Annotated in this window: 8 protein-coding genes and 1 pseudogene; 5 read left to right on the top strand and 4 right to left on the bottom strand. The window is 53.7% G+C overall.

The window, feature by feature from the left end; genetic code table 11:
* Window positions 1-26: 26 nt before the first annotated feature.
* Window positions 27-2,180: a serine/threonine phosphatase gene (locus tag JUJ53_RS07030; RefSeq protein WP_204151284.1), complete on the bottom strand. Its 2,154-nt coding sequence runs from the start codon at window positions 2,178-2,180 to the stop codon at window positions 27-29.
* Between the two features lie 577 nt (window positions 2,181-2,757).
* Here JUJ53_RS07030 and JUJ53_RS07025 point away from each other — a divergent pair.
* From JUJ53_RS07025 to JUJ53_RS07015, 3 genes are all read left to right on the top strand, one after another.
* Entirely contained in the window at window positions 2,758-3,186 is a 429-nt protein-coding gene (locus JUJ53_RS07025) for a YggT family protein (RefSeq protein ID WP_204151283.1), read from the top strand.
* Window positions 3,187-3,241: 55 nt separating this feature from the next.
* Window positions 3,242-4,516, top strand: coding sequence for a methylglyoxal synthase (gene mgsA / locus JUJ53_RS07020; protein WP_204151282.1), 1,275 nt, complete (start codon window positions 3,242-3,244; stop codon window positions 4,514-4,516).
* Between the two features lie 107 nt (window positions 4,517-4,623).
* Window positions 4,624-6,024 carry an amidase gene (locus JUJ53_RS07015; RefSeq protein WP_204151281.1) on the top strand — a complete coding sequence of 467 codons (1,401 nt, stop codon included), beginning with the start codon at window positions 4,624-4,626 and terminating at the stop codon, window positions 6,022-6,024.
* On the opposite strand, the gene JUJ53_RS07010 is transcribed toward JUJ53_RS07015, so the two are convergent.
* Window positions 6,019-6,660, bottom strand: coding sequence for an exopolysaccharide biosynthesis protein (locus JUJ53_RS07010; RefSeq protein WP_204151280.1), 642 nt, complete (start codon window positions 6,658-6,660; stop codon window positions 6,019-6,021). The genes JUJ53_RS07015 and JUJ53_RS07010 overlap by 6 nt on opposite strands.
* Before the next feature lie 262 nt (window positions 6,661-6,922).
* Window positions 6,923-8,197, bottom strand: coding sequence for an adenosylhomocysteinase (gene ahcY / locus JUJ53_RS07005; protein WP_204151279.1), 1,275 nt, complete (start codon window positions 8,195-8,197; stop codon window positions 6,923-6,925).
* Window positions 8,198-8,893: 696 nt separating this feature from the next.
* Between ahcY and JUJ53_RS07000 the strand changes: the two genes are divergently transcribed.
* Window positions 8,894-9,850: an RNA polymerase sigma factor, RpoD/SigA family gene (locus JUJ53_RS07000; protein WP_204151278.1), complete on the top strand. Its 957-nt coding sequence runs from the start codon at window positions 8,894-8,896 to the stop codon at window positions 9,848-9,850.
* Between the two features lie 1,071 nt (window positions 9,851-10,921).
* On the top strand, window positions 10,922-11,686 hold the full coding sequence (locus tag JUJ53_RS06995) for a hypothetical protein (protein WP_204151277.1): 765 nt from the start codon (window positions 10,922-10,924) through the stop codon (window positions 11,684-11,686).
* 664 nt (window positions 11,687-12,350) lie between these two features.
* Here JUJ53_RS06995 and JUJ53_RS06990 read toward each other — a convergent pair.
* Window positions 12,351-12,478 (bottom strand): annotated as a pseudogene (locus JUJ53_RS06990) (photosystem II D2 protein (photosystem q(a) protein)); the annotation flags it as partial.

Below are 12,478 nucleotides of genomic sequence, written 5' to 3'. Positions count from 1 at the left end.
AGCTGGCTGATGACTGCATTGGCTTCCTACACGCGCCTAGGCGGGGTCACATCTGGACGCACTTTGGCGCGAACCGCCACGCTAGTGATATTGTCATGACCGTTGTAGTGGTTGGCTAAATCGATCAACTGCACCACCCCCTGCTCTAGATTGGTCTGGGAGCTGAGCAGCGGCTCCACATGGGTGCGCCAATGCTTTTCGAGTAGATTATCGTCCGTGAGCCCGTCCGAACAAAGCAGGAAGAGCGCATCCTCCGTGAGTTCTAAAAAGGCGATGTCAGGATCGACAAAGTTTTGATCGCGGGGCCCTAGGGCCTGGGTCAACTGATAGGCATCGGGACGAGCATAGGCGATCGACGGTTCAACACCCCGCTGAATTTCCCGCTGCCCAACTTCGTGATCCACCGTCAACTGCTCCAATCCCATCCGGCGCGTGAAGCGGTAGAGACGACTGTCGCCGACGTGGGCGATCGCTGCCTCCGTGCCCTGAATCAGCACTAGCACCAGGGTTGTCCCCATGCGGCCACTGCCAGACCGGAAATTTTGCTGGTTGAGATCATAGATCGCCTTATTGGCCATCAACACCGCTTCTCTGATCACCTGCTCCGTCGGCAATTGGTCGTGCCAATGCTCCTCAAAATACTGCTCTAGAGTTTCCACCGCCAAAGAACTGGCCACTTCTCCGCCGGAATGTCCGCCCATGCCATCACAGAGAATGTACAGCCCTTTAGCCGTCAGGTGGCGAGCTAGGGGACTATCTGCCTTTTGGATCTGAGTGTGAATACTAAAGTAGTCTTCGTTATGCTTCCGCTGCTGACCAATATCCGTGCGTCCTGCATCTTCCAAGCTAATGAGCTTCATCGGCAGCACAATGGTCGGCAAATCATCGCTTTCATCGCTGGCATCATCCATGGGCGGCATGAGGGTAGGCGTTGACGTATCGTCATCCTCATCCAGCTCAGGATCCTCATCGGCACTGCCCGCACCCAGAGCGATCGCCTCCGAAAGTTCGGGGGGCGGTAGGGTGGGTGGATCGAGCGTCAAATCGTCGTCATCGGTCTCAGGAGCAGGCGTGAAGTCTGTCATAGGAGATTCAGAAGAAGGTTGAGCAGCGGAGGTAGCCTGGGTTGGCACGTTAGCCATCAGGGGAACATCAACACCAAAGAGCGGTTCCTGCAACTCTTGGGCGATCGCCTCCAGGCGTTCTTGAAGTTCCATCAACGTTTCAATGGCACCCAGTTCTAAGTCAGCACAAAGCTTAGACAAGGCACCCAGTTGTGTGCGCTGAGACTGTTGAAAAAGGTTCTGCCACAGCGAGCCTAGGTCTTTCAGACTCGGAGCATGACCTGGATAGTCGGCATGCAGCCGTTGTAGACACAGCACCTGACCCTCATCAATATGGAGGTTATTCGGCTCTAGCACACTGGCACTATAACCACAGGCTTCCAAGACTTCCCACAGCTTGGTCATGTCATACAGCCACGTCAGCACCTGAAACGGCACGACATCCTCATTTTTCATGCAGTGGAGCAAGGTGGGAAAGGTCGATCGGTCTTCCAAGACCACCACATTCATCGATCGTTCTGCATAGTCTTGCACCCAAGCATCATGAAGCTGCGGCATGGCCGGGTACAGCTCATCTTGTAAATCTAGATAGGTCTTCGCCGTCTTGGGAACTTGGTTAATCTCTAGCGGCACACAACCAGCCGCGAGGGACAATGGATCATCCAGCTCCGCCGTTCCAGATATCGCTTCGGAACTGCCCACCGGCAAGCCAGCGATCGCCTGATCCAACTGTTCTAGATACGACGGTTGATGAGCACGACGGTCAATCACCCGCACGTTAATTTCAAGGGTTGCAGCAACCGTCGCCGATACATCCGGCAGCGGCTCTAAGAGCTGATAGCGATCGCCTGGATCTAGGTATTCGCCAACTTCTCGCCCCACCGCCGCTGGCATCGCCTGCGTCACCGAGCTTGAGGTCATCACCAGTGGCCTGGGGGGAGCCGTCAAACACAAGACTGCCAGCCACTGCTCTAATGCTGGAGAAACGTCCGATAGCGCAACGTTGGCCTTAGACGTTTCTAGCTCCAGTGCCAAGGCATCCAGCGGAGCACCACACTTTTGACAAAACTTGTGATTGTCAGGGTTTTCAAACTGGCACTGAGAGCAGACAAGCATTGTGAGACTCCTTCAAGTTTCGCCAAGCGTGCTGGAGACGGGATCGTAATCGTAGCCAAGCGACGTAACCCAATATTACCGAGTTTTCTCTATTCCAACCTAAATCTGGTCATGGCACCCATAACCTAGAATTCGCTATGACTTGTCTTTGTAACCATGATCATGGGTACCCATGATCATAGTTTTAGTAGGGTACCCATTTCATCCATGAATCCACACAGGTTGAAACGCAGCCCCACCATCCCTGCTCTCAACCGTCAAGCGATCGCCCCGATCTAGCTGCAGGAGCGACCAAGACAGGTGTCAACGCGGGAGTGCTGACACCATAAGATACGCCTCAACAAGCTGGGGCCAGATGTCCATCCTGAGGATTGCTGCCAAATCGCAGCCTCAGCAGTTCATGCCGTGAAGAGATTTGACTCACCGCCCCTAAGCAACAGTTCAACCCTTACCCTAGGAGGGTTAGGGTCACAGATTGACGAGTAGGCAGCATTGCGGATGTATGGCTCTAAGCATCTTGATCTCACCCATAGTCCTCCGTCATCGTGATCCTAAATGTCCTTTCTAGCTATCAACCATGAATGATCAACAACCCCCACGTCCACCCCAGGGCGATCGCACTTCTCAGCCCCAAAACACACCGCTACCTAGCGAACGTCAGCGCTTGCACACCGTTCAGCATCGCTGGGATACGGTTCATCAAGACGTGGTAACCACCCGGATTGTGCGCGGTATCTACTATCTGGGCGGTGCATTAGAACTGCTGCTGGCACTGCGCTTTCTCCTACAATTCTCAGGAGCCAATCGTGATAACCTGTTTGCCCGGTTTATTTACAACCTTTCGGCCCCCTTTGCTGCACCGTTTGATGGACTTTTTAGTCCGCCAACCTTTGGCGGAGGCGCTAATATTTTTGATACCAATCTACTCGTCGCCATGGTGAGCTATTCCATCTTGGTGCTGCTGGCCATTCGACTCATTTGGGTCTTTCGAGTAGATCGACGCTAAGACAGGTTTCGCCTTCCCAACTCATCCAGTTCATATCTATTGTCTAGGTGTTTCTATGACTAGCAAGATTGCGTTGATTGCCCATGACCATAAAAAAGATGACATGGTCAACTTTGTGCGCACCCATCGCGCTTGCTTTGCCCGGTACAACCTAATTGCTACCGGCACCACCGGACAACGCATTCAAGAAGGCACCAATCTCAAGGTTGAGCAGATGCTATCGGGCCCCTTGGGCGGAGATGCGCAAATTGCAGCCCAGGTGGCTACCAAAGATGTGGTTGCGGTCATTTTTCTCATTGATCCCCTCTATGCCCAGCCCCATGAACCAGATATTCAGGCCTTGCTGCGGATCTGCGAAGTCCACAACGTTCCCCTAGCCACTAATCTAGCCACGGCGGAGGCGATCGTTCTCAGCCTGAAGCAAACGCTCAACGCCCACCTGATTTATAATCCTGTCTCGGGCACGGGGAATAGTGAAGCCGATCTCGCTCTGATTCGCGAACTGCTGGGGATAAGCTTTAACCTAACCGTTCACACCACCACAGCCGAGATTAACGGCAAAGTTCTAGCCGAGGAAGCGATCGCTTCCTCGGCAGACTTGATTATTGCCTCCGGTGGCGATGGCACGGTCTCGGCGGTATCTGGCGTCGTCATGGGTACAGGGGTTCCCCTAGGCATCATCCCCCGAGGTACGGCCAATGCCTTTGCTTCGGCGCTAGGAATTCCCACGACGATGAACTCTATTCGCGGATCCTGTGAGGTGATTCTGGGGGGCAAAACGCGATCGCTGGATGGAGCTCGCTGTAATGGTCATCCCATGATCCTCCTAGCTGGTATTGGCTATGAAGCCGAAGCGATTGACCGGGCGGATCGGGAAGCCAAAAAGCGTTGGGGGGCGCTGGCCTACCTGGCAGCGGGCTGGCAGCAGTTGGATGAGCAAGAACTCTTTGATGCCGAGCTGGAAATTGACGGAAAAACCCATCAGTTTGAAGCCGGAGCCATTACCGTAGCCAATGCAGCACCACCCACCTCGGTCTTAGCCCAGGGCGTTGGAGAAGTGATCTGTGATGATGGGCTGCTGGACGTGACCATTGCCACCGCGGAGACCAAGATCCAGGCGATCGCTGCCATGGTGAATATGTTGGGATCGGCTCTAATTAAAATTCCCAGCAATCATCCCAAGGTGGCTCATTTGCGGGCCAACCACTTGAAGGTGACCACCAAACCACCGCAAAAGGTGGTGCTAGACGGCGAAATTATTGGGCAAACCCCCCTGACCTTTGAATGCATACCGGGGGGGCTCACCGTCTTTGTGCCTAGCAATCAATAGCGTCCCTGTCTAGCCCCCATAGACAAGGATGGCGAGAGTCCACAGGTCGGAATCGGGAGGGCGATCGCCTGCTATGGTGAAATCCAAGACCGTTCACCCCTGCACCCATGAACTCGACCGATCTAGCATTTCTCTCTGCCTTAGAGCAGGCCCAACTCATCCGCGATCGCACCCTATCCCCCCAAGAGTTGGTTCAGGTTTACCTCGACCGTATTGATCGACTCAATCCCGATCTCGGCAGCTATTTCACCGTCATGGCCGACCAGGCTCAGCAGGAGGCGATCGCCAAAACTGAGCAGCTCATGCACACCGATGTCGCCGACCTGCCTGCTTTTTTTGGCGTGGCGATCGCCATCAAAGATTTGAATGCCGTTCAGGGCGTGCCCTTCACCTGCGGCAACCCCGCCCTAAAAAACCAGATTGCTCCCTATGACGACGGTGTTGTCACCCGTCTCAGACAAGCCGGCTTCACCATTCTCGGCAAAACCGCCACCTCCGAGCTAGGTTCCATGCCCTTCACGGAACCCCACGGCTTTCCCCCCGCCCGCAATCCTTGGCATCTCAACCATACTCCTGGCGGCAGCAGCGGTGGATCAGCAGCGGCCGTAGCCGCCGGACTCACCAGCATCGCCCAGGGCTCCGACGGTGGCGGATCGATCCGCGGCCCAGCCTCCTGCTGTGGCTTGGTGGGACTGAAACCAGCGCGGGGGCGCATATCCATGGCTCCCCTAGGGGATTGCCTCAGCGGTTTGGCCACCAGCGGGCCCCTCGGGCGCACCGTGGCCGATGTGGCCGCGCTGCTGGATGTCATGGCCGGCTACGTCGTAGGCGATCCTTACTGGCTGCCCGATCCTCCCCTGCCCTTCCGCCAGATAGCCGCACCTCCTGCACCCCAAAGGATTGCCGTTGTGAATGCGATCGCCCCCATTGGCAAACCCCACCCCGACTGCAGCACCGCCGTGCAGCACATGGCCCAAGCGCTGGAGTCCCTCGGGCACCAGTTAGAACCCCTCGACCTCGATTGCGCCGCCCTTGTAGAACCCTTCCAGGTGGTGTGGCGCGGCGGTGTGAAAGCCACCCGTATTCCCGTGGAGGCATTGGAACCGGTGAATCAGTGGTTGTTCAACCACCCCGACTCCAGCGGCGACTACCAAAATGCGGTGTGGGCTATGCAGATGGCCGCCCGACGGTTAGTCGCTCAACTAGCGGTCTACGACGCGATCCTCATGCCCGCCCTCATGGCTCCCCCCATTGCCCTAGGCGCTTGGGCCGACCTGCCGCCCGAAGCTCTAATGCAACAGGTAATCCAATGGGTATCCCCCTGCCCCCTCGCCAATGCCACTGGTCTACCAGCGATCGCCCTCCCGGCCCTTCACAATGCAGCGGGGTTACCCATCGGCGTGCAGCTTGTGGGACGTCCCGCCGATGAAGCCACGTTGCTTGCCCTTGCCCGCCAACTAGAAGCTAGCGGTGCTTGGGACACCCGCCGGCCCGCGATCGCCCTATGAGCCAACCGCCGCTCCGCCGGTCATCCAATGCTTGATCAGATCAATGGCTCCCCGCACCGCTGCGTAGCCAAAAATCAAGATCGAGCTGGTCAACATTAAGCCCATGGCACAGAGCACAAGGCCGCCTAGACTAATGGCTCCGTCATCATCTAATAGCCCAAAGCCCGTTACAAAAATGCCGATCGCCGGCAGCGTATTGGTCAGCGGAATGGGAATCATCATTGAAATGGCCATCAGGGCGATCGCTCCGCCAATCACCACCCGCCCCGGCAAACTGGTGCAAATATAGGTGTAGCGTGGGCGAGATACCGCCTCAATTTTTTGCAGCCAGGGCAATCCTGCCTTGAGAACGCCCTGAACGGTTTTGAGGGCAATAGTTTGCTTGAGAACGCGATCGGGGAGCCAGGGGCGCTGCCGGCCAGCCACAAGCTGCAGCGCCAAAATGAGTATGACCACGCCAAACGGCACCGAATAACCCGGCGCGGGCACCGGCAAGGCAGACGGCAACGACAACAGCACAAACAAAAATCCAAAAATCCGTTCGCCTGCAATATCCAGAATGCTGACCAGCGTCACCTGTTCAGGACGCACTTCATCAAAGAAAAATCGATTCAACTCTGCCGACAGTCTGGCCATACCGGTTCCTTTGTTCAGGGAGCATCCCTGTATCTAAACGTGCTCAGTCCAGTATGGGCCAAATTTTTGCCCCTGTCGCTAGGCAAGGGAGGAATGGGTCTATAGCAAACGCGATCGCCCCCGAGAGAGCGATCGCGTCTTGATCGATTCAGTTGTACCTAGGTCGGGACGCAGCGATAACGCTACCCGCACAACCTGGTTGATCTTGACCCCATCTGCCCCGTAGACCGATAGGAGAAGTATCCGATCTGAATAAGAGGTATCAGGTACCCATCGTCCAGGAATTGACGTACTCAACTTGCTCAGGCGTTAGGGTATCCAAGGCAATGCCCATTGCTTGCAGCTTCAGACGAGCAATCTCCTGATCCAGCTCTGTGGGAATGGAGTGCAGACCGGGCTCTAGAACGCCGCGATTCTTCACCAGGTATTCGCAGGCCAGAGCTTGGTTAGCAAAGCTCATATCCATCACCGCACTGGGGTGACCTTCCGCCGCCGCCAGGTTTACCAAGCGACCTTCGCCCAGCACCACCACCGATTTACCGGTTTTCAGACGATATTCTTCCGTGAAGTTACGAACCTGCTTCACCTCAGACGCCATGTCCCGCAGAGATTTTAGATCTAGCTCAATATCAAAGTGACCGGAGTTGCAAACCATCGCTCCGTCTTTCATCACCTCGAAATGCTCTGCCCGAATGACATGCTTATTACCCGTGACGGTAATAAAGATATCGCCCTGGGAAGCAGCCAACGCCATGGGCATGACGCGGAAGCCATCCATGGTAGCCTCGATCGCCCGTACGGGATCAATTTCCGTGACGATCACGTTGGCACCCATGCCCCGGGCCCGCAGCGCCGTACCCTTACCACACCAGCCATAGCCAGCAACCACGATGGTTTTACCGGCTAGCAGCACGTTGGTAGCGCGGATGATGCCATCTAGGGTGGACTGACCGGTACCGTAACGGTTGTCGAAGAAATGCTTGGTATCAGCATCGTTCACATTCATCGCCGGGAAGGTGAGCACCCCGTCGTTGAACATGGCCCGGAGACGCACAATGCCGGTGGTCGTTTCTTCCGTGGTACCAATCAAGTCTGCCAGTTGGTGCTGACGCTCTTGAACCAAGGTTGCCACCACATCGCTACCGTCATCAATAATAATGTTCGGCTTGTGATCGAGGGCAATTTGCACATGGCGGTGATAGGTGGCGTTATCTTCTCCGCGCTGGGCATAGACCGAAATGCCGTGATGCACAACCAAGCTCGCCGCTACGTCATCTTGGGTTGAAAGAGGGTTGCTGGCAATCAGAAGCGCATCAGCTCCCGCTGCTTTGAGGGCGATCGCTAGATGAGCGGTCTCAGTGGTGACATGGCAGCAAGCCACCAAACGAATGCCTGCTAGCGGCGTTTCTTGGGCAAAGCGATCTTGAATCTGGCTCAACACCGGCATTTCGCGGCCGGCCCAGTCAATCCGCTGTTTGCCCTGATCTGCCAAGGACAAGTCTTTAACGTCGTGCTTAACGTGTGTGGTTGTAGTCATGAATTCTCTGAATGCCAATAGGAATGATTGATCACCGTTACTCGCTTATACAGCTTAACCGAGCTAGCCCCGTCCAAGAGCGATCGCCCCTGCAAACTCCTGCACACTCTCTCAACGGTCAGGAACAACGCTGATCACGATCTCTTAACAAACTTAAAGAACATTAAGGAAATGAGTCAAACTCCAATTCTCAGTCTAAAGAACTTCGATGGGTTTTGTTCTCTAGACTGCAATTCAAACCCTCTGAGATCGCTACGGTGTCTATAAATCGATTGTTGAAACTTCCTTAAATTACTCCCTTGGGGGGGTGTACATCAAGCTTTCATAAATGTTACATTATTTAATATTGAAGCTGTGATAGTCCACTCACAGGCTTCAGGTTAGGGATTTTTCAGCACTTCATTGATTCATTCATAAGCCTTGCCCGCTGTTTTACACCTAAGGTTGTCTACCTAGCATCGAGTTTGCACCCCGCTCACAGCCCATCAAGCGTTACACCAACCTATCCAGCGGGTTCAAACCATTTACCCTGGCGCTGTCGGCACGTGCCGCGCTCTACGATACCTCGGCCGGCTCCTACGTTCCCCTAGCGCCCCTCAATTCGATCAGGCAACGTCTCTATCTAGGATGCTGCCTACGGTTCAAGTTTATCGTTTCGTTCCGCCACCGTTCTATCGCCCTACTTGTTTGATCATCATGAGAACTGCAAAAGCATCCACAGACTCAGTTCGCAACTACCTCAAGGAAATTGGACGCATCCCTCTCCTCACCCACGAAGAGGAGATTGTCTTGGGTAAACAGGTACAGCGCCTGATTACCTTAGAAAAGGTGAACCATGACCTCGCTGAGCAACTGGGACGAGAGCCTTCTCTGGACGAGTGGGCTGCCGCCGCTGAGCTATCGGTTACCGAGCTAGAAGGGGCGATCGCCCGAGGAGACCTGGCCAAACGCAAGATGGTGGAAGCCAATCTGCGTCTGGTTGTGTCTGTCGCTAAGAAATATATCAAGCGCAACGTTGATTTGCTCGACCTCATTCAAGAAGGCACCATTGGGATGCAGCGGGGCGTCGAAAAATTTGACCCCACCAAGGGCTATCGCTTCTCAACCTATGCCTACTGGTGGATCCGTCAGGCGATTACCCGAGCGATCGCTGAGAAAGGACGCACGATCCGTCTACCCATTCACATCACCGAAAAGCTGAACAAGCTGAAAAAAGCCCAGCGCCAGCTCACCCAGCGCTATGGACGGGCCGCCACGGTGGGTGAACTAGCCGAGGAACTTGAACTTACGCCCAAGCAAGTTCGCGACTACCTAGAAAAGTCGCGGGTGCCGCTGTCGTTGGATTTACGGGTGGGCGACAACCAAGACACCGAACTGGGTGACCTACTGGAAGATACGGGGCCATCACCCGAAGACTTTGCTGTGAACTCAGCCCTGCGCGGTCAGCTATCGGAACTGATGACCAACCTCAATCCGCAGCAACAGTTGGTGTTGTCACTACGCTTTGGCCTGGAAGATGGCCAGACCCTCACCCTAGCCAAAATTGGCGATCGCCTCAACATCAGCCGCGAACGCGTGCGGCAGATTGAGCGAGAAGCGTTAACAAAGTTACGCAAATGCAAGGGACAAATGCGAGAATACTTAGCAAGTTAGGTTGAGTGATTCTAAATTTCATCTTGTTTGAGCAGCACTCGCCCGCCAGCATTGTCTAGGCGGGCAGTTTTTTTGCCTAGTCCAACGGGAGGCTCCAACCTGATTGACGGACAAAACTCCTGCGATCTTGATTCTCTCCTAGATTGGGCTAGCGTCAGCGTAACCCAACGAAATCTAAGCTGGTGCTGGGCTTGACGCTGCTCAACCTAGCCTAGGCAAACAGATTTGTCCGCCAAGCAGGGCTCCAGCAGAGGGGGTGCAGTAAGGGTTTAGCCATGGTTTCAGTCACCTGGCATTAATGCTGTGTTCGTCAATGAACGTCAAGCCTATAGCGAGCCTTTCAAACTATTCTTAATACCTGCAAGAGTCCCTGGTCACACCAGGTAAACTTTGTTGAAAAACACTAGACTCTCTTAGTAGGAATGCTATTCTTAAGTTGAAGCCAATAAGGCTTCCCTGGCAGATTTCACAGCCACGTTGATGTTCACTTAGAAAAGAGGTAAAAGAGCTGTTTCACGAAAATCTGTCTCGCTCAAACGCAACGGCATCCAGACAAAACACTGATATTTCCTAAGTTTAAACTAGGGAGTTAAGCATTTAGCTACGTTGTTTAGGGGTTAGTTTAAGCGCCTAAATGCACTCCACAAAATCTCAGAGTAAATTAGGAAATCTCTCAGTTGTTTAACCCCTGGGTGTCGTTGTTGTATTCAAACTTCATCGTATCGTTCTATTCTAGTTCTGCCTTCTATTATTAAAAGTTAGCTATCATTGAATGCTCCTGGTATTGCTCCCCTGGGGCGTTGTTTTTTTCAGAGCGATCGCTCCCCAACTATCGCTTCATGACCTAGATATGCGATCGCCTGTTCTAATCTGCGATTTCTGATCTACGATAATCAAACTAAAGCATTGCATCCCACCGTCGGAACCCGTCTTCAGATCCGACACAGTTGACCCACCCTAGGCATCGGCAACCTCTTTCGTTGAACTGACGCAAGCGATCGCCTGCGTCAGTTCAGCGCTACAGAGTCATGGATACACCACCTCCTACCCCGCAAAGACAGGACTTTTCCCATGGCAATCATTGCGCTAAAGGCATGGTACATCTCTGAATATGAGCCGATCCATCAGCTAGAGCAACGTCCCCACGATTTACGGCTCAGCAAAAATAGTTTGCTTAAGTCGGCCCTGCGTGCCGATTTTTTAGACGATAGCGATCGCGTCAAAGACTCCGTCTGGTTTCGGCGCTATCTTGAAGGTGAGATCGTGGAGTTCTACATCGAAGGCAGTGGCGGCTACGCTATTTCCAATATTGATTTGATTAGCCATGAGATTTATTTCACCAAGCGTGACACCATGGCTCATCTAGAACCCACGCTCTTTTTCTGCTACCAAACCGACTATTCGCCCTCTAGCGACCTGATTCGCGAAGCCTTGCAGCAATGGCTGGAGGCGTTTAATCAGCGATCGCGTCTGCCGTTGACCCTAGAGGAATCCCATCGCTCCATGGATGGCCCCGTGCGGCTGAGCAGTAAACTGATGCGGAAAATTCGTCAAAGCTTGCTGTTTATTGCCGACGGTACGCCTATCTTGCAACTGGATGGAACGCCGCCCAAGCTGGTGCCGAGTCCCACGGTTTGTGTCGAGGTGGGCTATGCGCTGCACTGTAAGCGTCGAGAACAGGTTTTGCTGCTACAGCAAGAGCGATCGGACGTGAGCGGACAATTTCCGTTTGACGTGCCTAGCGGCGATCGCCTGCTATTTAACGGTGCAAAAGACTTGAAACAGGCCCTAGCTGCCCAACTCGCCGAGCATCTGAGTCCCTTTAACTTGGTTTGAGATAACGCCCTAAAAAAACTATCCGCTCTCACCAGGAATACCAAACGGAGCGTGATGCCCAAGGGTATCAAGGGTGAGAGCGGTCTAGCGGGTCAACAGGTTGAAACTTGACTGCCGGGAGGAACCCATAGGTTTACCCAGACTTCTCAAGTGCATTGCATCCGAAAGAATCGAGATACAACCTTAGAGAACAGCCCCGGCGCGCAGCCAGCTTCCATCAACCTGGAGACCCATGGATTTACTACTATCTGTCATGGGCATCACCTCCTGGATTACTAATGAGTTCATGTCAAAACACCTAAGTTTTGAAGAGCCGTAGCTCTATGACTGTAAACTAACACATTTGTCTTAGTTTTTGGATTCACAGGATACAAATTCTCCAAGGATCAAGGCTTGGAGGAGCTTATTGACGGACAAAAATCCTGTAACCCTGATTCTCTTGTAGGTTAGCGCCAGCATCACCCAAGGGAATCTAAGCGCCGGGTTTTACGCTCAACTCAGCCAAAGATTGTCCGTCAAGCAGCCTAGGGAGCGATCGCTCCTCTAAATCCGCTGCCCAGACCATCGATCTCAGGCTGTGAATAGCCACAAAAAACTGCCCCTAGGAAAACCTAGAGGCAGTTCAATTCCATCAGTCTAGATAGAGTTGAGAGTGAGCGAAACCTTAGAGTGCGTTACCACGAGGTAGCACTTCTTCAGGGAACACAAACTTCTCGTGGGGCTGATCCTGAGGTGCCATCCATGCACGGATGCCCTCGTTCAGCAAAATGTTCTTCGTGTAGAACGTTTCAA

This window comes from Leptolyngbya sp. CCY15150 (genome assembly GCF_016888135.1).
In the GTDB taxonomy this organism is placed as follows: Bacteria; Cyanobacteriota; Cyanobacteriia; order RECH01; family RECH01; genus RECH01.
The sequence above is the reverse complement of the archived record's forward strand: the minus strand, read 5'-3'. Positions and strand labels throughout refer to the sequence as shown.

Excerpts from the sequence above, each read along its gene's own strand:
- JUJ53_RS07025 (WP_204151283.1), top strand. The coding sequence starts at position 2,758 with ATGAATGATCAACAACCCCCACGTCCACCCCAGGGCGATCGCACTTCT.
- JUJ53_RS06995 (WP_204151277.1), top strand. The coding sequence starts at position 10,922 with ATGGCAATCATTGCGCTAAAGGCATGGTACATCTCTGAATATGAGCCG.
- JUJ53_RS07000 (WP_204151278.1), top strand. The coding sequence starts at position 8,894 with ATGAGAACTGCAAAAGCATCCACAGACTCAGTTCGCAACTACCTCAAG.
- mgsA (WP_204151282.1), top strand. The coding sequence starts at position 3,242 with ATGACTAGCAAGATTGCGTTGATTGCCCATGACCATAAAAAAGATGAC.
- JUJ53_RS07015 (WP_204151281.1), top strand. The coding sequence starts at position 4,624 with ATGAACTCGACCGATCTAGCATTTCTCTCTGCCTTAGAGCAGGCCCAA.
- JUJ53_RS07030 (WP_204151284.1), bottom strand. The coding sequence starts at position 2,180 with ATGCTTGTCTGCTCTCAGTGCCAGTTTGAAAACCCTGACAATCACAAG.
- ahcY (WP_204151279.1), bottom strand. The coding sequence starts at position 8,197 with ATGACTACAACCACACACGTTAAGCACGACGTTAAAGACTTGTCCTTG.
- JUJ53_RS07010 (WP_204151280.1), bottom strand. The coding sequence starts at position 6,660 with ATGGCCAGACTGTCGGCAGAGTTGAATCGATTTTTCTTTGATGAAGTG.